The following is a 19,773-nucleotide window of genomic DNA, read 5'->3' on the forward strand; positions in this document are numbered from 1 at the left end:
GTTCCCTTCTGTTACAGCGGCGTGGGGCCGCGCGTGGGGTGGTGCGTGGTGCGCCGTCGTCCACCGGGCACCCCCGTGCGTCCCGCGGACACGGTCATGCCGTGTCCGACGTGCCGGAGACCGCGGCGGCGGGGCGCCCGGCGGGGGCCGCGGGCGGGACGTCCCAGCCGGTCCGCGCGTTCAGCAGCAGCCAGCACAGCGGCAGCACGGTGATGGCGCCGAGCGTCAGGAAGACGCCCCGGACGGGAAGCAGGCTGCTGCAGACGCTGATCACCAGGGGACCCAGAGCCTCGGCCCCGCCGCACACCAGCCGCCACAGACCCCACAGCCGCCCGATGTACTCGTTCGGCATGGTCCGGTAGAGCAGGACCTCGGCGGCCACGCTGAGGACGTTGTACGCGCCGAAGAGCCCGACCATGGCGATCGTCGCGACCACGGGCACCCTGACCGCCATCAGGCACAGGCCGCACGCCATGGCCAGCAGGGCCCCGAGGGCGACGTTCCCCATCCGCACGCGGGACTTCTCACCGGTGAGCCGGGTGGCCCACAGGGCGCCGGCGGTGGCGCACAGGTTGACCACAGTGAGGACGAACCCCACCTGCCCGCTGGAGAGCCGCAGCTGGTCGCGCAGGTAGAACAGCGACAGATTGCGGCTTCCGGTGCCGGCGAGCAGTTCGACGGAGGCCACCAGCAGCATCGACGTGAACACCACGCGGCTGCCCCGCAGCACCCGCCAGCCGGCCAGGATGGACCGGGCGAAGCCCTCCGACGCCTCCGCGCCGCCGCCCTCCCGGGGCGGCTTCACCGCGCTGAACCACGCGGCGACGGGCACGAGGAACGTGAGCAGGTTCAGCCAGAGCAGGCCGAGATAGCCCAGCGGACCCACCAGCGCGCCGGCCAGCAGCGGCCCCAGCACCGTGGTGACCTGGTACGAGGCCGACTGGACGCCCTTGGCCTGACCGGACTGGTCGGGGAAGAGGACGGGCAGGCTCGCGAACCAGCCGCTGCGGTACACCGCGCCGCCGAGCTGGACGCTCAACTCGCAGAGCACCAGGGCCCAGGCGCCGGGGCGCGCGCCGCTGGTGAGCACGAGGATCAGCGCCAGCACGGCGGCGAACTGGATGGCGAGCCCCGAGACGACCAGCTTGCGCTTGCCGTACCGGTCGGCGAGGTGCCCCAGCAGCGGCCCGCTGGCGAGCAGCGCGACGGGGGTCGCCGCGCTGATCATCGCCATGATCTGCACGGAGCCGGTCAGGTCGTACGACAGCAGCGGCAGGGCGACCGCGTAGATCCCGTCACCCAGGTTGTTCGCGAAGACCCCCGAGCTGAACGCGACGAACCGGGTCTGCCGCCACAGCGGGCGCGGCGGCCCGGACGCCGGCTGCTCGGTCTCGTGCACGCTCACGCGCGGTCCCGGCGGCCGGGATCCACCGGCCTGAGGTACTGGTCCCGCACGCGCTCCGGCCCCTCCTTCGTCAGGCGGTAGGTCCGCAGCCAGCCGCCCCGCCCGCCGACCAGCAGGTACGGGGTGCCGTCAGCGCTGCGTACGGCGTGCAGGGCCTTGGTGATGTCGGGCATCGGCTCGATCAGCCCGAGCAGTTCGGGGGTGACCTCAGGGCCGGCCGGGTGGGGATCGGTGTACACGCCCAACTGGTGCCCGTACGTGCACGTGTACAACCTGCCGTCCACGACGACGGTGTCCTCGGCCGTGTTCTCCAGCAGCTCCGAGAAGACGCGCAGCACGTTCCCCGTGTCCGGGTCGAACTCGTGGACACCGACGCCGCCCATGACGAACATCCGGTCGCCGTCGAACCGGAAGCGCTTGCAGTACGCCTCCTGGCTCATGGCGGCCACCCACCGGTCGGCGTGCGAGTCGCGGGCGACCCGGCGCACGACCGCGTTGCGCCCGCCGAGGAGGCGGTCACCGTCGGGGGTGTAGGCCCCGGCCCAGATCGGCGCGTTGTCCACCTCAAGGGTGTCCGTCACCTCGCCCGTCTCGGCGTCCAGTTCGTACGCGCCGAAGTTGCAGGTGAGCAGCACCCGGGAACCGCTCGGGTCGACGGACACGGTGTGCAGCCTGGCGCCCGGGGCGGTGTGCCACACCAGCGCCCCGTCCTCCCGGGCACGGAAGGCCACCTGGCTCCGGGTGACGCCGACCCATCCGCCGTCGTCCAGCGGCACCACGCGGCGGGTGAGACCGACACCGTGGTCGTGCTGCGCCTTGATGCGCACGCCGATCTCGCTGGGCGGGCCGTCCCGCTCGATGATCAGCTCGGCCACGCCCTCGTCCACCCCCGCGAGCAGGCGGTCCGGCCGGTCGGGATGGGCCTCGATGTCCCAGAAGGACTGGTGGCGGAACGAGGAGCGGGCCAGGCGCGTGCCGTCGGGCGTCAGCGCCGTGATGACGCCGTCCTGGGTGAGGACGAAGAGCCGGTCACTCCGGTCGGAGAGCGTGAGGTCGCTGATGTTGTGGCCGAACGTGGCCACCTTGCGGTCGATCCTCAGCTCGGGCGTGCTGTTGTCGAAGGCGTACAGCTCGCTGTCGAACCCGCCCGAGTACGCCCAGCGGTGGTCCGGGGAGAACTTCAACACCTCGACGTCGTCCGTGGCGAACGCCACGCTGTCCACGACCTGGCCGTCGTCCGTGAGGGTGACGATGCCGTTCGTCTTGTTTCCCATCTCGCCGGCGCCGTTGTCCTGGGTGACCCAGAAGCGCTCGTGGCGGAAGTCCCAGACGACGCGGTGCAGGTTGGACTCGTCGTCCACCTGGACCTGCACGGGGAAGTCCATCTCGTCGACGTTGCCGAGGAAGAGCTGTCCCTGCTTGTCGGTGACCGCGTGCAGGGTGGGGTGCCCGAAGTCGAACCACTCCAGGTACTCGGAGCTCATGGACGGGACGATCCGGTCCACGCGGAACGTGTGCAGGTCGATGACCACCATCTGCAGGTAGCCGTTGTTCACGTAGACCTTGTCGTTCCAGATGCCGATGCCCCGGTTCACGACCGGCGACGGCTCCTCGCCCGGAAGCAGCGAATCGCCGCGCAGGCGGGCGGCGTCGAGGTGGTCGAGGAGGTCGAGCGAGGGCAGCGACCAGCGGCCGATCCCTCCGTACTTGTCCTTGGTGACGACGTATTCGCCGGACACCGCGACCGTGTAGATCGGCTGCCCGTTCGGAACGAGAGTCGACGAACGCAGGAGGTTGAGGTCCTCGTCGAGCAGGTGCACCCGGCCCGCCACGTCCGTGGCGAGGAGTTTGCCGTCTCCGATGTGGAGTATGCGAACGGTTCGGCTGGGCATTTCCATGGCTGCTGTCCTCCAGGCGGCTCCGGTGTCGGGGGCCATGTCGTTTCGTCCGGCGATGTCGTGGGGGAACGCCCCGGGAGTGCCCAGCTCGTCGACGGCCGGGGGGCTCGGGGGCGCTCTGTCGTATGAGCGCCCCCGAGTAACGGCCTTGTCCTACTTGACGGCCCTGGCGTAACGGCGCACGGGCTTGGTCATGTCAGTCACCTCCCCTCACGGCTGGCACCGGACTGGGATCAGGCCTTACTTGACGGCCCTGGCGTAACGGCGCACCGGCTTGGTCATCTCAGTCACCTCCCAACCGCGGATCGGGGACGTGTGGCTTTTGCGACTCGCGGGACGGAACCACTTCGACATCCGGCGAGCGACTGTGAGAAAAGGGGAAGGAAAGGCGAATTGCCGGGAGACTCAGACGGCCGGGGTGCCGGCCGGCTGGAGGGGGCCCTCGGGGGAGGGGACCGGGTCCGCCTCCGGTTCGGGGAGGGCGACGGAGAGCAGTCCGTCGACGAACTCCACCAGCAGGGCGGACAGCGCGGGGTCCACGAGTTCCCCGTCGCGGCACGGCAGCAGGTCGGCCTTGGCGACGGCCACGATCGGATGGTCGAACACGGCGGCCCCGGCGCAGTCCAGCACGTCGCGCAGGATCTCCTGCGACTCCGCCGCGCCGTTCGACCCGGGGGAGGCGCTCATCGTGAAGACGGGCACGTCGGTCAGCACGCCCTCGCCGGCGGGCCGGGACAGCCAGTCGACGGCGTTCTTCAGCGCGCCGGGGGGAGCACCGTTGTAGGAAGGGGTGCAGATCAGCATGGCGTCCGCCGCCTCGACCATCGCGCGGGCGGCCACGACGGGCGGCGGGGCGTCCTCGCCGTCCACGTCGTCGTTGAAGTAGGGAAGGGAGCCGATCTCCAGTACAGAGGTGTGGATCGAGCTGTCCCGCTCACCGATGACGCGCCGTGCCGTCGCCAGCAGCGCGCTGTTCAGCGAGTCGCGCCTCAAGCTGCCAGAGACGAGAATGATGCTGGTCACATCGGCTCCTTACCTCGTACTTCGTGCTGCCCTCTGCGAGATTCGACCGCCCCGTTGGATACGTCCGCCGGGGCACCGCCTCGGCGGGAGCCACCGGGGCACCCCGGTGGGAACCTCATCCCTCATCAGGTCGCCCACACTGGTTACACGGCTTCCCGATGCGCTCCTCTTCCGTTCCCGTTCGGGTCCCGGTTCCGGGTGAGGGGTCGGCAGGGGGACGGAACGCCCTGGTCCGGGCGGTCCCGGCGTGTACGGGTTCCGTGCGTGCCGGTGTGCTCGCGCACGCGCGGCCCGGTCTCCGGCCGGTCGCCGCGGGCCCAGCAGCCCGCGGCGACCGCACCGGCGCGGCGCCCGCCCCCCGCCCGCGCGGTTATCCGAGATCGGCGAGGAGAGCGTCGAGTGTACGGGTCAGGGCCTCGGAGTTGGACGCGTCGAACCACGTGGTGCGGACGCGCTCGTTGTTGCCGTTCGGGGTCTCGTGGCCCGCCGCGAGCTGGTGCAGGGAGCGGGTCTCGTCGCCCAGGGAGCGGCCGACCTCCTGGTAGAGGCCCCGCACGTAGCAGTCGGCGTCGCCGGCGGCGATGCCGTGGCGGGTGGCCCAGGAGGAGATGGTGGCCAGGAACCAGTACTGGGTGGCCACCGTTCCGGTCAGTGCGGACAGGACGTTGAAGAGCGCCTCGTCCGCGACCGGGAGCACCCCGCCCAGGCGCTCGAAGAGGGAGTCCGCCGCCGGGTGCGACCCGTACGTCACCGTGATGCAGCGGCGTTCGCGCACGGAGGGCAGCGGGATGGCCCGGACGAGAGGAGCGTCGGTGGCGAGAGCCTGGCGCAGCTCGTCGTTGCCGACGCCGGCCATCAGGTTGACCACGATCCTGCCGCCGTCCACCCGCAGCCCGTCGAGCGCTTCGTGCCGGTCCCGGGGGCGCACGGCGAGGATCACCAGCTCGGAACGGTCCACCACCGCCTGGTTGCCGGCGCACACCTGGACGCTCTCGTAGCGCTCGGACAGCTCCGCGGCCGCCCTGGCCCCCCGCGGCGACAGGTGGATCTCCGGTGCCTCCTCGACGCCGTCGCACAGGCCGTCCACGATGGCCCCGGCGATCTCGCCGACGCCGATGATCCCGATGCGTTCCACTGTGTCTCCTCGTCGTGCCGTCAGTGGTGCCCATACTGGCCCGCACCGGGTGGCCCGCCCGCGGCGGGCGGCCCGCACTCCGTCACGGCGGTGCGCGCGGGCTGCCGCGTCATGGCGGTGCGCGCGGGCCGCCCGCTGGAACGGGATCGTGAGGGGCCGCCGAGCTGCCGGACCTAGGTCGTGTCCGGCGGATCTTCGTGGGCCCGCGACTCCCCCACTGCCTGAAGGGCGTGGGTGGGGGTACCTCCCACGCCCGTTCAGGGCAGTGGGGGAGTGCCCCCAGCACCGCACCTCGCCGCGTTGTCGGAGTCATCCGGGTACGCCCCGTACGAGGATGATCCTCCGCCTTGCGATGCACGGCACCAGACGCCGCAGGCTGATCCACGAAGATCCGCCGGACACGACCTAGTCGGGATCGGCAGGGATCTGGCCGGACCCCAGCCGACGTCAGCCGGAATCAGTCGGGGTCCGCCTGGCCGGGATCTACAGGACGCTCTCCAATATGTCCGCGACGTCCGCCGCGGAAGGCTGGCGTGGCGCGTTCCCGGTGACCGCGTCGGCGAGGGCGCCGGCGGCGATGGCCGGGATCATCTCCCGGGTCACGCCCAGCGCGGTGAGCGGCCGCTTGACCTCGACCGCGCCGGAGACCTCCCGCACGGCGCCGATGGCGGCGGTGGCCCAGTCCCGCGGGCCGGATCCGGCGGTGGTGGCGGCCGGTTCGACGTGCAGGGCGCGGGCCGCCTGCTCGTAGGCGGCGTGGGCCTCCACCGCGCTGAAGGCCATGACCTCCTCGAAGACCGCGGCGAGCGCGATGCCGTGCGGGGTTCCGGTGTGCGCGGTCAGGGCGTGCCCGATGCCGTGCACCAGGCCGAGACCGGAGATGGTCAGCGCCTGGCCCGCGAGGTGCGCGCCGAGCATGAGGTGGGAACGGGCCTGAAGATCGGCGCCGTCGCGGTAGGCGACCGGCAGCCACCGGCCCACGAGCGAGACGGCCTGGGTGGCGAACGCGACCGAGACCGCGTTGGCGCCGCGGGACGCCAGCGACTCCACGCCGTGCACCAGCGCGTCGATGCCGGTCGAGGCCGTGGCGCCCGGCGGCAGGCCCAGCGTCAGCTCGGGGTCCAGCAGCGCGGCGCGCGGCCTGACGGACGGGTGCCCGAGGTAGACCTTGCGGCGCGCGACGGTGTCCTCGATGACGCCGAACCCGTTGGTCTCGGCCCCGGTGCCCGACGTGGTGGGTATCGCGATCAGCGGCATGCCGTCCGCCGCGTCCCACAGCGCGTCGGCGTCGGCGGCCCGGGCGGCCGGGTTGCCGGCGAGCAGCGAGATGCCCTTGGCGGCGTCCAGGCTGGAGCCGCCGCCGAGAGCGACGACGGCGGCCTCGCCGAACGCCCTGGCCACCGCGGCGCCCTCGTCGACGTTCGCCGTCGAGGGGTTGGCCGCGACCCCCTCGAAGACGCCGTACTCGATGCCCGCCCGGTCCAGCACCTTCAGCACGCGATCCGCGACGCCCGCGGCGCGCAGCCCCGGGTCGGTGATCACGAAGGCCCGCTGCCGGCCGGTGGCGGCGACGAGCTCGGGCAGGCGGGCCAGGCAACCGGGACCGTACGCGATGGCGCAGGTCGGATCGACGGTGAACGCAGCCGGCACGGTGGGCACGCCGCGCTGCGGGGTGAGGGCGGTGCTGTCGGACGTCATCGCGGGACTCCTGCGTGTGCTGGTGGATGGGACCGGTCCGGGTGGCGGGCCTTCGGTGCGTCGGCCGGGACGGGCGGCCGGGATGCCGACGGCCGCTGCGTGGCGGCCGCCGTGCGCCCCCGTTGCGCGGTGCCCCTCAGGCGGGGGCGAAGGTCTCGGCCCCGAGCCCGCCGGGCATCGGCAGCCTGAACTCCCTCCCGGCCAGCGCCTCGTAGAGCCTCACCGGGGTCATCTCGCCGGCCTGGTCGCCGTACTGCGCCTTGGCGCGGCGGTAGATCTGCTCCACGAGGGCGGACAGCTCCGTCGACATGCCGACGTCGCGGCCGAGGTCGACGGCGAGGCCGAGGTCCTTGCAGGCCAGCACCATGGCGAACGAGTCGTCGTAGTCCCCGTCCGCGAGCACGGACAGGACGTCGTTCTCCAGGAAGTTGGAGGCCGCGGGGCTCGCCAGCAGCGAGGCGCGCAGCACGCCGAGATCGACGCCCGCCTTCACGCCCATGCCCAGCACCTCGGATGTGGCGACGAGGTGGCTGAACCACAGCAGGTTGATCATCAGCTTGACGGTGTAACCGGTGCCGGAACCGCCGACATGGATGATCTTCTCCGGGTTGCCCATCGCCTCGAACAGCGGCAGGGCCCGGGCGAAGTCCCCCTCCTCGCCGCCGACGAAGATCTGGAGCGTCCCGGCGTCGGCGCCGTGCGCCATGCCGCTGACCGGAGCGTCCAGCATCCGTATGCCACGGGGGTCCAGCACCCCCGACCGCACCCGGCGGGCGGAGGACGGGGTCGACGTCGACATGTCGATCCACAGTGACTTCTCGCCGAGTGCCGCGGCGGCCCCGCCGCGCAGCATGACGTCCTCGACGACTGACGGGGTCGGAAGCATGGTGATCAGTACGTCGGCCAGCGCGGCGCACTCCGCCGCGGTCGCCGTCCAGGTCGCGCCGAGGTCGAGATGCCTCAGCGCGGCCTCCTCCCGCGTGTCGTGGACCACGACCGCGAAACCGGCCTGGAGCAGGTTGCGGGCCATGTGGCCGCCCATGTTGCCCAGTCCGATGAAACCGATCCTCATCGTTCGCCTCACTACGGCTCGGAGTTGCTCAAGGGCTCGGAGTTGCTCGACAGTTCGGAAGTTCTCGGAAGCTTGCGCGTGCTCGACAGCTCGGAAGTGCTCGGAAGCCCGCGTGCGCTCGGAAGCTCGCGCGTGCTCGACGGCTCGCGCCTGCTCGGCAGCCCGGGGGGTCAGCCGAGATCGATCCACGTGGTCTTCAGGGCGGTGTACGCGTCCAGCGCGTGCAGCGACTTGTCGCGGCCGGCGCCGGTGGCCTTGAACCCCCCGAAGGGCGTGATGACGTCGCTGGCGTCGAAGGTGTTGACCCAGACCGTGCCGGCCCGCAGGGCGCGTGCCGCCTTGTGGGCCGTGCCGAGGTCGCGCGTCCAGACCGACGCGACCAGCCCGAAGTCGGTGTCGTTCGCGAGGCGGATGCCCTCGACCACGTCACCGTCGTAGCCGATGACGGACAGCACGGGGCCGAAGATCTCCTCGCGGGCGACCCGGGAGCCGTTCGCGACGCCGTCCAGCACGGTGGGCTGGAGGAAGGCGCCGCGTGACACCCCGGCGGCGCCCGCGCCTTCGGTCGGCCGGGCGCGACCGCCGCCGAGGACGACGTCCGCGCCCTCCGCGCGCCCGAGTTCGACGTAGCCGAGGATCTTCTCCAACTGCGCGGTGTCGACGATCGGGCCCATCACCGTCGCCGGGTCCAGCGGGTCGCCGACGGTGAAGGTGGCCTCCGTCAGGCGGACGATCCGCTCGACCAGCTCCGCCTTCACGGAGGAGTGGACGACCAGCCGGGAACCGGCGTTGCAGGTCTGCCCCGCGTTGTAGAAGATCCCCCAGGCCACGGCGGAGGCGGCGGCCTCCAGGTCGGCGTCCGGCAGGACCAGCTGCGGCGACTTGCCGCCGGCCTCCACGGAGACCTGCTTCCCGTTGGACTCGCCCGCGTAGACCTGAAGGAGCCGGGCGACGTCCGCGGAACCGGTGAAGGCGATCTTGTCGACGTCCGGGTGGCGGCCGAGCGCCTGCCCCGCGACCTCGCCGCGCCCCGGCACGACGTTGAGCACACCGGCGGGCAGGCCCGCCCGCGAGCCGAGCTCCGCCAGCAGCAACGTCGCCAGCGAGGTCTGCTCGGCGGGCTTGAGCACCACGCAGTTGCCCGTCGCGAGCGCCGGCCCGAGCTTCCACGAGGCGATCATCAGCGCGTAGTTCCACGGCACGATCGCGCCGACCACACCCAGCGGCTCGCGGGTGACCAGCGCGAGGGCGTCACCCGGAGCCGGGGCCACCTCGTCGTAGGTCTTGTCGACCGTCTCCGCGTACCAGCGGATGGTCTCCGCGGTCTTCACCACGTCCACGCGCACGGACTCGGTGATCGGCTTGCCCATCTCCAGGGTGTCGAGCAAGGCCAGCTCCTCGGCGTGCTCCACGATCAGGTCGGCCCAGCGCATCAGGACGCGCTTGCGTTCCTTCGGGTCGAGCCCGCGCCACCTGCCGTCCTCGAACGCGGCGCGTGCGGCGCGCACCGCGAGGTCGACGTCGGTGGCATCGGCCGCGCTGACCTGGGCGACGACCGCCTGGTCACGCGGCGAGAGCGACTCCATCGTGCCGCCGGCGGCGGCCTCGCGGAACTCCCCGTCGATGAACAGGCGGGTCTCGAAGCGGAGCGCTCCGGCCGCCTTCACCCACTCGTCGTGGGAGCGACCGAGCAACTGGTCGACGGTGTGGTGTGTCATGCGATCCTCCAGCGGTCCACGGCGTCCTCGTCCAGCTCGATGCCGAGCCCGGGGCTCCGCGGAACCTCCAGGTCTCCGTCGGCGTTGATCCGCACCGGCTCGGCGAGCATGAAGTCACGCCGCTCCGGGGTCCAGCCGGGTGGGTCGTAGGGGAACTCGAAGTACGGGCCGCCGCCCACGCCGGCCGCCACGTGCAGGTTGGCCAGCACCCCGATGCCGTTGGTCCAGGTGTGCGGCGTGAAGTGGCGGTGCTTGAGCTGGGCGAGCTCGCCCAGCGTGCGGGCGCGGTGCATGCCCACGGCGAGCACGACGTCCATCTGGTAGACGTCCAGCACGTCCTCCTCCAGGTACCGCAGCAACTCGCTCACGCCCCGGTGCATCTCGCCGGCGGCGATCCGGGTCCCGGGGTTGTCGGCGCGCAGCCGCTTGAAGCCGTCGAGGTCGTTGTACGGCAGCGGCTCCTCGACCCAGAAGACGTCCAGTTCGGCCAGGCGCGCCACGGTCCTGCGGGTGCCCGCCAGGTCGGCGGCGGGGGCCGTGTCGCCGGCCATCCGCCAGGACTGGTTCAGGTCGACCATGAGCGTCAGATCGTCGCCCAGGTCCTCGCGCACCGCCCGCACCGCGGCGATGCCGTCCTCGACGTGGTCGCGGTCGATGCGGATCTTCATCGCGCGGAATCCCGCCTCGCGCACGGCACGCGCGGTCCGCACCCGTTCCTGCGGGGACTTCAGCTCGCCCGAGGACGCGTACGCCGGCAGCTTCCTGGCCGCGTTGCCGAACAGCTCCGCGACGGGACGGCCGGTGACCTTGCCGATGATGTCCCACAGGGCGGCCTCCAGCGGCCAGTAGACGCCGCCGTGGAAGTTCGCCGTCTCGATGGCCCGTACGTGCCGCACGATGTCGAGCGGGTCCTCCCCGACGAACAGGTGCCTGAACGCGTCGAAGCCGTCCATCGTGTCCCCGGAGCCGAGGCCGGTGATGCCCTCGTCGGTGTGCACCCGCACGATCGTGGCGTCGAAGTGGCGGCGCGGCTCGGGGTCCCAGGCCGCGTGGAACGGCGGATCGAGGGGGAGCCGGAGCCGGTCGAGGGTGATGTCGGTGATCTTCATCGGGTCGCCTCCGCGGCCGGTGACGAGGCCGCCAGCTGGTCGGCGTCCGGTGTGTAGAACGGGTTGGCCGGGCCTTCCTGCGCCGTCGCCAGGACCTCGTTCACATCCGGTGCGGAACTGACCGCGGCGGCCACCGCGCGGAAGGCGGCGACGCGCTGGTTGCGGAACGACTCGTCCAGGTCGTCCACCTCCGGATTGACCCAGACGGCGGCGATGAGCAGCAGGTCGTCCACGTCCTGCGCCGGAATGAGGCCGTGCTCGACGGCGTCGGCGATGCCGCGGGCGAGGCCGGCCTGCGCCGCGCCCCAGGTGGCCCGCTGGTGCGTCTCGCCGGCCGGCTCCGCCTTGTTGACGAACAGCGTCAGCGGCTTGACCGGCACGTTCGGGCGGATGACGGTGACGAACGGGGCGTAGCCCGCGCTCGGCGAGGCCAGCGCGGTCGCCCAGGCCGTCTCCACCGGCCCGCCCTTGCGCCCGATCACGATGTTGGTGTGCGCCGCGTTCGGGCCTTGACCGATGAAGGCCTCGCCCACGAGAGAGGCAGGGGCAATGGTCATGGGTACTCCACTGGCTGGTGGGGGCTGAGACGTCGGCGAGTGCCGTGGCGAACCGTGGTCGGCCGGTCCGCCGGAGGCTCGCAGCGGCGAATCTAAGAGCCCGCCGTGCCGCTCGCAAGGAGATCCGGGCAATCGAAACAGGGGTTGCGATGACGCCAACAACCCCGCTGAGCTGGGGGTTCTAAGCTGGCCGGGTGAATTCGCACGAGCACACCCCCGTCCCGCCACCCCCCGAGTCCGGTGGCACCACCCCCCGGCAGCAGGGCCACGGGCTGCGCCGGGACATCGACCTGCTGGAGGCGCTCGCCTCACCCGAGGCGCAGAGCCGCGGCGGCCTCGGTGTGGTGCGGCTCTCCCAGATCGTGGGCCGCGAGAAGAGCCAGGTCTCCCGGGCGCTGAAGGTGCTCGCCGAGGAGGGCATCGTCGAGCGGGACCCGGACACCCTGGAGTACGGGCTCGGCTGGCGGCTGTTCTCGCTGGTGGCCCGCACCTCGCAGAACCGCCTGGTGCGGGTGGCCGAGCCGGTCATGCACGGGCTCTCGGCCGAACTGGAGGAGACCACGCATCTGTGCGTGCTGCGGGACCACGAGGTGCTGACCCTGCTGTCGGTCTCGGGGCACTCCTTCCGGACGCACGGCTGGGAGGGCCGCGGGGTCCCGGCCGCGCACACCTCCGCCGGCCGGGTGCTGCTGATGGACGCCACCCCCGACGAGCTGTACCTGCGGCTGGAGTCCACCGACCTCGCCGACGGCTTCCCCCGCTCCGCCGCGCACTCCGTGCAGCAGCTCTGGGCCCGGGTGCAGGAGGCCCGCAGGGACGGGTACGCGCAGGTCAACGAGGAGTTCGAGGTGGGCCTCGTCGGAGTCTCCGCGCCCGTGCGCGACTTCCGCGGCCGGGTGGTGGCGGCGCTCAACGTCTCCGCTCCCCGTGACCGCATGGGCGACGCCCTCACCACCGCGGGCCGGGCCGCCGCCCGGGCGGCCGGCCGCGTCTCGACGCTGATGGGGTGGGAGCGCAGGCCCCCGGGACCGTCCACGCCCCGGTTCACCTGACACCGGCTTTGTTCGAGGCCGGCTTCGTTCGAGACGGGCTTCACGCGACACCGGCTTCACCTGATTCCTCCGTGAATAGCCTTTCAGGGCGGAGAGGAAACGGACTCCTGCGGAGCAGGGCAGGGAGGGGGTTTCGCCTTCAGGGCGAAAGACTGTGATCTGACCCGCAGGTTTGATCTTAAGTAATAGTCCCGCTAGTTTGTGAGCCATGACCACGAGGCATGTGAAGCGGGCGTTCAAGTACCGCTTCTATCCGACCGATGCGCAGGCGGGCGAGCTGTCGCGCACGTTCGGGTGTGTCCGCAAGGTCTACAACCTGGCCCTGGCTGCCCGTACCGAGGCATGGACGCGGCAGGAGCGGGTCAACTACAACCAGACTTCAGCGATGCTGACGGTGTGGAAGCGGACCGAGGAGCTCTCCTATCTCAACGAGGTGTCCTCGGTGCCGCTCCAGCAGTGTCTGCGGCACTTGCAGACGGCGTTCACGAACTTCTTCGGCAAGCGGGCGAAGTACCCGCGGTTCAAGTCGAGGAAGAAGTCCCGCAAGTCTGCCGAGTACACGACCTCCGGGTTCCGTTTCCGCGACGGCAGGCTGACGCTGGCGAAGATGACGGAGCCACTGCACATCGCCTGGTCCCGGCCCTTGCCCGAAGGTGCAAAGCCGTCCACCGTGACCGTGTCGCAGGACGCGGCCGGTCGCTGGTTCGTGTCCCTGCTCGTCGAAGACCCCGCCGTCGTCCCGCTGCCCGCCACGGATACGGCGGTCGGTATCGACGTCGGTCTCCATCACCTGCTGACCCTGTCCACCGGGGAGAAGATCAGCAACCCGAGGCATGAGCGCAAGGACCGTGCCCGGCTCGCCCTGGCGCAGCGGCGTCTGGCGAAGAAGGCCAGGGGTGATGGCTCCAACCGGGCCAAGGCCCGCCGCAAGGTCGCCCGCGTGCACGCCCGGATCGCCGACCGGCGCCGGGACTACCTGCATAAACTGACCACCCGACTCGTGCGTGAGAACCAAACGCTCGTGATCGAGGACCTGACCGTCCGCAACATGGTCAAGAACCACGCTCTGGCCCGCGCCATCAGTGACGCGGCATGGTCGGAGTTCCGCAGCATGCTGGAGTACAAAGCCGCCTGGTACGGGCGGGAAGTCGTGGCCGCGGACCGCTTCTTTCCCTCCTCCAGGCTGTGCTCGGCCTGCGGCGCCCTGCAAGAGAAGATGCCGCTCAGTGTCCGTACCTGGACGTGCGACTGCGGCACGACCCACGACCGCGACGTGAACGCGGCGAAGAGTCTTCTGGCCGTCGGACTGACGGCGTCTGCCTGCGGAGCCGGTGTAAGACCTCAACGGAGCACTCCGGGCGGGCAGTCGGCCGTGAAACAGGAACCCCAGCGGGCGACCGCTGGAATCCCCCGCCCTTAGGCGGAGGGAGAAGTCAACTTCCTCAATGCGGCCTCCAGCGCGCTGACCTCGGTCTACCCGCTGGAGGTCTTCCCGACCGCGATCCGCACGACCGGCGTCGGCTTCGCCGCGGCGATGAGCCGGGTCGGCGCCGCCCTGGGCACGTTCCTGCTCCCCATGGGCCTCGACCGCTACGGCGCCCGCTTCGTCCTGTTCGTCGGGGCGGCGGTACTCGCCCTCGGCGCGGTGGTCTCCCACCTGCTGGCCCCGGAGACCACGGACCTGGAACTCGCCCACGCGTCCCGGCTGGCCCACGGGAGCGAGTGAGCGGGGGGTGTCAGGGTTGGTGGGTGCGGTACCCGAGGGGCGGCCGGTGCCGGCCGGCCGCCCCTCGCGTTCACCTCGACCAGGCGATCTTGAAGACCCATGCGTACCGCCCCGCCGCGCGGGCCGCGGGCGGGACCTGGACGGTGAGGGTGCCGCCGTCGAACTCCCAGTCCAGCGGGCGGCCGTGGCCCAGCATCGTCACCTTGTCGCCCTTGCGGATCGGCACCGGTGCCTGCACCACGAGCTTGCTGCCGGGGTCGGCGAGCGAGGAGACGTAGAAGGCCTCGCCCTGCTTCACGCTGAACCTCAGGTCGCCGAGTTCCGCCATCCGCGACCAGTACGTCGTGCCGTACACGGACTCGCCGTTGACCTTGAGCCAGGCGCCCGTCTCCCGCAGCCGCTGCTCCATGATGGCCGGGATGGTGCCGTCGGCCTTGGGGCCGATGTCGAGCAGGAAGTTGCCGTTCTTGCTGACGATGTCGACGAGGGTATGCACCACGTCCTCGGCGGTCATGTAGAGGTCGTCGGGGGTGGCGCTGTTGTAGCCGTAGCTGTGCGGGTCCAGGCCGCGGCTCGCCTCCCACTTGGCGACGACCGTCGTGTCGTACGTGGTGTACTCGGGCGTGGTGAAGTCGTGCGTGGCGATCCCGGAGCGGTCGTTGACCGTCACGTCCTTGGGGCGCCCGCGGTCCTTCGCGTTGTTGAAGTACTCGGCCAGGACGTGCTGGCTGTCGTTGTCCCCGCCGATGTCGCACCAGATGACGTCGGGGTCGTAGCCGTGGATCAGCTCCCGCATCTGCGGCGCCTGGTAGTCGTGGACGAAGTCCTTGCCTGCGGTGTAGCCGGTGTACGGGACGGGTTCGAGGGTGTACGGGTTGCGCGGCGCGTGGCCCATCCACGGATCGTCGGGGTTGAACCACTCGGGCATGGAGAAGTACAGCCCGTTGTGCAGCTGCGGGGTGTACGCCCGGGAGGCCGCGAAGAGCTCGCCGACGAGGTCGCGGTGGGGGCCCATCCGTACCGCGTTGCGGTCGGAGACCCTGGTGTCCCACAGGGCGAACCCCTCGTGGTGCTTGGACGTCAGCACGTAGTACTCGGCGCCCGCGTCGCGGAAGAGTTCCACCCACGAGCGCGGGTTGAAGTGGCGCGCGGTGAACATGGGGATGAAGTCGTCGTAGGCGAAGTCCTCGCCGTAGGTCTTCGCGTGGTACGCGTGCACGGGGTCGTCGGTGCCCTGCATCGAGTTCCAGTACCACTCGGCGTACTGGCCGCCGACCGGCGACCAGGCGGGCACCGAGTAGACGCCCCAGTGGATGAAGATGCCGAACTTGGCGTCGCTGAACCAGTACGGCGCCTGGTGGGTGCCGAGCGACGCGTCCGTGGACTGGTAGTCGGGGGTGCCGAGGACCAGCGGTGCCTTGCGGGTGGCCGCGGTGCCGCCCCGGCCGGTGGCGCGGACGGTGCCGGTCGCGGCGGTGCCGGGCGCGGTGCCCGGGGAGTTGCGGATGCCGACGCGCAGCCGGGCCTGCTCGCCGGGGCCGAGCACCGGTACCGCGCCGCGCGTCAGCGTGCCGGCGCCGGGCACGTCGACGTCCACGCTCACGGCGTCGGACGCCCCGATCCAGGCGGTGCCGGCGTTGAGCACGGTCACCTCGACGCTCTGCCCACCGCGCGGCCCGGTCAGGGAGTTGGTGGAGGCGGCCGAGCGCAGCAGCAGCGCGCGCCCCGTGGCCGGCGGCTGGAGGGACAGCGCGAAGACGTGCAGCGCCGAGGTGCCCTCCTTGGCCGGTCCTGTGGTGGGCAGCGTGACGGCGACGGCCTCGCGGGAGGGGTCCATCCACAGGTCGCTGACGCCGATCGAGACCTGGTGCTGGTCGGTGCCGCCGGGGGAGTAGCGGAACGACGCGGTCAGCTCGCCGCTGCCGCTGTACCAGTCGGTGCCGCCGAGGGCGGCGCTGGACGTGCTGCCGTCGGAGTAGTGCACGGTCGCGGTGCCCGAGGTGGCGCCGTAGCTGCACGAGACGAGGAACGACGCGGACAGGTAGCGGCCCGAAGGCAGGTCGACGCGCTGGCCGTTCGCCACGATGTTGTTCTTCGCACCGGCCGCGGACGACGGAAAGAGGAAGGGGATCCCTCCGATGACTGCCGTTCCCTCGGGGAGTTCCTCGCCCGGGAAGGAGTAGCCGGAGCCGTCGAAGTCGCCGCCGCGGGCGTCCGCGGTGTCGATGCCGTCGTTGTCGTACCAGGTGTCCAGGGCGACGGGTACGGGGTCCGGCACGGTGCCCCACTCCGGGGGAGTGGCCTGCGCCGATCCGGTGCCTGCGGTGCCGGCCGCCGCGCTCTGCGCGGAGACGAAGGTGGCACCGACGGCGGCGCCGGCTGCCATCCCGAGTGCCTGGCGTCTTGCGAACGTAGTCATGCGCCCTCCTGGGCCCGGGGGAGTGGCTCACCTTGGGTGTGAATACATCCGACGTGTGATTCTGGAGAGGTGGGTTGTACCTGTCAATAGACGTGACAGGTACGGCAGATCGGGTGCATCGGAGGGGACAAACCGGGGTGTCCTACCCGGCAACGTGCCTGCCGGGGCCACCGGAATCCCGACCCCGGCACGCGACGACGGCCCGTGCAACCCGGGTGGGTTCCACGGGCCGTCGTCGCGCGGCCCCGCCGGGGGTCCGTCAGCGGTGCCGCTGCCGGGCCGCGGGACCCCCGCCTCCGCTCACGACTTCGGCATCAGCACGCTGTCGACGATGTAGACCGTGGCGTTCGCCGTGTGGACGTTGCCGCAGACCACGTTGGCGGTGCCGTCGACCTTGTACGACTCCCCGGACCCGGCCGTGGTGATCTTGCCCTTCTCCAGCGTGGTGAACGTGCCGTCGGAGAGGTCCGCGGGCGCGAGCTTCTGGCCGACGACGTGGTGGGTGAGGATCTTGGTGAGCATCGCCTTGTCCTTCATGGCCGCGTCGAGCTGGTCCTTGGGGAGCTTGGCGAAGGCGTCGTTGGTGGGGGCGAAGACGGTGATGTTCTGTGCGCTGTTGAGGGTGTCGACCAGCCCCGCCTTCTGCACCGCAGAGACCAGGGTGGACAGGACCGGGTTGTGGGAGGCGGCGGTGGCCACGGGGTCCGTCGCCATTCCGCTGAAGCTGCCGGGGCCGCTCTTCGGCACCGAGGAGCAGGCGGCGCCGAAGGGCTCGCTCATGGCCGGGCTCTTCGAGGGCATGGCCGACGGGGAGTGGCTTGCCGGGGCCTTCGACGACGAGGAGGAGTCGTCGTCGCCGGAGCCGCAGGCGGTCAGTGCGAGCGGCAGCACGGCCGTACCGGCGGCGATCAGGGCGATGCGGCGGGTGAGGTGGGTGAGGCGGGTCATGTCGTACTCCTGTCGGGGGGTGGGTTGGGGGTTCGCGGCGTTTGCGCGGGTGTCTCGCCGTTTCCGTTCCGCGGGTGTCTCGCCGCTTCCGCGAGGTGTCTCGCGGTGGGTCGGGCGGCTGCCGGTTCGAGGGACGGGGTGTCGGGTGTCTCGCGGTGGGCCTGGTTGGCCGGGTGGGCGCCGGTCGGAGGACGGGCGTGCCCTGGCCGCGGCGCGGGGAGTGATCGGTTACGTCACGGTGACCACCACCGAGTGCCATCCGGTCGCGCCGTCGGGGACGGTGTCCGCGCGCCGGCTCGTCTGCGTGTAACCGGTGCGGTCGGTGGCGCGGACCTCCAGGGTGTGGCGGCCGGGTGTGGCCGGCCAGTTCCACAGCCACTGCCGCCAGGTGTCCGCGGTGTCCTGCGCGGCGAGTCGCGCGCGGTGCCAGGGGCCCGCGTCGACGCGGATCTCGACCCGCGCGATGCCCTTGTGCTGGGCCCACGCCACTCCCGCGACGGGGACGGTGCCGGCCTTGAGATCGGCGAGCGGCTTGGGGGTGTCGATGCGGGACTCGGTCTTGATCGGTGCCCGGCGCGACCAGGAGCGCTTGACCCAGTAGGCGTCGTACTCGTCGAAGGTGGTCAGTTCCAGGTCGGTCAGCCACTTGCAGGCCGACACGTATCCGTAGAGGCCCGGCACGACCATGCGGACGGGGAATCCGTGGGCGAACGGCAGCGGTTCGCCGTTCATGCCGACGGCGAGCATGGCGTCGCGGCCGTCCATGACGGTCTCCACCGGGGTGCCGATGGTCATGCCGTCCACCGAGCGCGCCACGAGCTGGTCGGCCGGGCCCCCCTCGGAGGGCGGCCGCACTCCGGCCTCCCGCAGCAGGCCGGCCAGGTGGGTGCCGATCCATCGGGCGTTGCCCGCGTAGGGGCCGCCGACCTGGTTGGAGACGCACGTCAGGGTGATGTCGCGTTCGACGAGGTCACGCCGGAGCAGGTCGGCGAAGCTCAACCGCAGCTCGCGGGACACGCCCTTGCCGTGGATGCGCAGCCGCCAGGTGCCGGCGTCGACCCGGGGTACGACGAGCGCGGTGTCGACCCGGTAGAAGCCGTCGTTCGGGGTGTGGAAGGGGCTGAGCCCGGGGAGCCGGAGGTCGGCGCCGTGCGGGACCGGGGACGCCGGCGAGTGGGGCCGGGGCAGGTGGATGCGCGCTCGTGACGTCGCCGCCCGGGTGAGGTGGGAGGCGTTCAGGGAGCGTCCCAGGGCGCCGGCTCCCGCCGACGCGACGGCGGCGGCACCCGCGGCGGCGACGAAGCCTCGGCGGTCGAAGACGGCGGGGCCGGCCGGTTCGGTCACCGGGGTGTTTCCGCCCTGCCCGGAATCCGTGCCGGCCCCCGTGTCGTCCCCGCCCCGAGCCCCCGCCCTACGTGGAGCCGTCCTGTTCACCAGCCGGCCGCTGAGCGCGTACAGCAGCACGGCACCCGCCAGGCAGCCCACCACGGACGGCAGCGGATCCCAGGCGGCGGCGTCCGGGCGCGAGACGGCCGCCGCCGAGCCGAGCGCGCCGAACAGCAGCACCCCGGCCGCGCCGATCCGCCGGTGCCGCAGGGCTGCGACACCGAGCGCCAGGGCGAACAGCGCCAGCACGGCCAGGATGCCCAGTTGGAGCACGAGCTTGTCGCCGGTGCCGAAGTGCCGTACCGCGAAGTCCTTCACCGGCGGCGGTGCCAGGTCGATCGCGGCACCGCCGACGACGGTCACCGGACTCGCCTGCGGCCTGACCGCTGCCGAGGCCAACTCGGCCGCCGCGAGGGCGCCGAAGCCGGCGATCAGCCCACTGAGCGCACCGAGCGGCAGCCGGAGCCACCGCCCCGGGCCGCCTGGTCGTCCGGGGGCCGCGGTGCCGTGCCCGTTCCTGCTCGTCTGCTCGCTCACACCCGGTATTCGGATCATCGCCGGGCGGCGGATTGGTCGGAGCGGGCGGCATCACCGGGCGTTCAGGGAGCGGGCGTTCCGCTCGGGCTC

At 71.7% G+C, this 19,773-nt stretch carries 15 protein-coding genes; 3 read left to right on the plus strand and 12 right to left on the minus strand.

Translation table 11 applies throughout. The features are described 5' to 3' along the window. Positions 1-94: 94 nt before the first annotated feature. The 9 genes from Sm713_RS13065 to fae form a co-directional block, all read right to left on the minus strand. Entirely contained in the window at positions 95-1,405 is a 1,311-nt protein-coding gene (locus Sm713_RS13065) for an MFS transporter (RefSeq protein WP_212909802.1), read from the minus strand. Next, the gene (locus tag Sm713_RS13070) at positions 1,402-3,303 is read right to left on the minus strand and encodes a WD40 repeat domain-containing protein (RefSeq protein WP_212909803.1); all 1,902 of its coding nucleotides are present in this window, start codon (positions 3,301-3,303) and stop codon (positions 1,402-1,404) included. The genes Sm713_RS13065 and Sm713_RS13070 overlap by 4 nt, the downstream gene beginning before the upstream one ends. Positions 3,304-3,708: 405 nt before the next feature. Then, a complete protein-coding gene (locus Sm713_RS13075) occupies positions 3,709-4,326 on the minus strand; it encodes an NADPH-dependent FMN reductase (RefSeq protein WP_212909804.1) in 618 nt (205 codons plus the stop codon). 370 nt (positions 4,327-4,696) lie between these two features. Next, the gene (locus Sm713_RS13080) at positions 4,697-5,461 is read right to left on the minus strand and encodes an NAD(P)-binding domain-containing protein (RefSeq protein WP_212909805.1); all 765 of its coding nucleotides are present in this window, start codon (positions 5,459-5,461) and stop codon (positions 4,697-4,699) included. Between the two features lie 483 nt (positions 5,462-5,944). Continuing rightward, complete coding sequence (locus Sm713_RS13085; RefSeq protein ID WP_212909806.1) at positions 5,945-7,159, minus strand: iron-containing alcohol dehydrogenase family protein; 1,215 nt, start codon at positions 7,157-7,159, stop codon at positions 5,945-5,947. A gap of 136 nt (positions 7,160-7,295) precedes the next feature. Further along, positions 7,296-8,420, minus strand: coding sequence for an NAD(P)-binding domain-containing protein (locus Sm713_RS13090; RefSeq protein WP_374195979.1), 1,125 nt, complete (start codon positions 8,418-8,420; stop codon positions 7,296-7,298). Beyond that, positions 8,402-9,949, minus strand: a complete 1,548-nt coding sequence (locus Sm713_RS13095; protein WP_212909808.1) for an aldehyde dehydrogenase — start codon at positions 9,947-9,949, stop codon at positions 8,402-8,404. The genes Sm713_RS13090 and Sm713_RS13095 overlap by 19 nt, the downstream gene beginning before the upstream one ends. After that, positions 9,946-11,058: a mandelate racemase/muconate lactonizing enzyme family protein gene (locus tag Sm713_RS13100; RefSeq protein WP_212909809.1), complete on the minus strand. Its 1,113-nt coding sequence runs from the start codon at positions 11,056-11,058 to the stop codon at positions 9,946-9,948. Before Sm713_RS13100 ends, Sm713_RS13095 begins: the two co-directional genes overlap by 4 nt. Further along, positions 11,055-11,615: a formaldehyde-activating enzyme gene (fae, locus tag Sm713_RS13105; protein ID WP_212909810.1), complete on the minus strand. Its 561-nt coding sequence runs from the start codon at positions 11,613-11,615 to the stop codon at positions 11,055-11,057. The genes Sm713_RS13100 and fae overlap by 4 nt, the downstream gene beginning before the upstream one ends. Positions 11,616-11,809: 194 nt before the next feature. Here fae and Sm713_RS13110 point away from each other — a divergent pair, with 194 nt between their 5' ends. The 3 genes from Sm713_RS13110 (at position 11,810) to Sm713_RS13120 (ending at position 14,393) form a co-directional block, all read left to right on the plus strand. Further along, positions 11,810-12,667, plus strand: coding sequence for an IclR family transcriptional regulator (locus Sm713_RS13110; RefSeq protein WP_212909811.1), 858 nt, complete (start codon positions 11,810-11,812; stop codon positions 12,665-12,667). Positions 12,668-12,875: 208 nt separating this feature from the next. Next, the gene (locus tag Sm713_RS13115; RefSeq protein ID WP_212909812.1) at positions 12,876-14,087 is read left to right on the plus strand and encodes an RNA-guided endonuclease TnpB family protein; all 1,212 of its coding nucleotides are present in this window, start codon (positions 12,876-12,878) and stop codon (positions 14,085-14,087) included. A 42-nt stretch (positions 14,088-14,129) separates the two neighbouring features. Then, positions 14,130-14,393, plus strand: a complete 264-nt coding sequence (locus tag Sm713_RS13120) for an MFS transporter (protein ID WP_283249803.1) — start codon at positions 14,130-14,132, stop codon at positions 14,391-14,393. 70 nt (positions 14,394-14,463) lie between these two features. Here Sm713_RS13120 and Sm713_RS13125 read toward each other — a convergent pair whose 3' ends face one another. The 3 genes from Sm713_RS13125 to Sm713_RS13135 all read right to left on the minus strand — a co-directional run bounded on the left by Sm713_RS13125 (position 14,464) and on the right by Sm713_RS13135 (position 19,701). Continuing rightward, positions 14,464-16,812 carry an alpha-L-fucosidase gene (locus Sm713_RS13125; protein WP_212909813.1) on the minus strand — a complete coding sequence of 783 codons (2,349 nt, stop codon included), beginning with the start codon at positions 16,810-16,812 and terminating at the stop codon, positions 14,464-14,466. Between the two features lie 300 nt (positions 16,813-17,112). Then, positions 17,113-17,760, minus strand: a complete 648-nt coding sequence (locus Sm713_RS13130; RefSeq protein ID WP_212909814.1) for a fasciclin domain-containing protein — start codon at positions 17,758-17,760, stop codon at positions 17,113-17,115. A 228-nt stretch (positions 17,761-17,988) separates the two neighbouring features. Further along, positions 17,989-19,701 (minus strand): molybdopterin-dependent oxidoreductase, encoded by a 1,713-nt coding sequence (locus tag Sm713_RS13135; protein WP_212909815.1) that lies wholly within the window; start codon positions 19,699-19,701, stop codon positions 17,989-17,991. Positions 19,702-19,773: the final 72 nt, after the last annotated feature.

It is taken from the genome of Streptomyces sp. TS71-3 (assembly GCF_018327685.1).
Classification (GTDB): Bacteria; Actinomycetota; Actinomycetes; order Streptomycetales; family Streptomycetaceae; genus Streptomyces.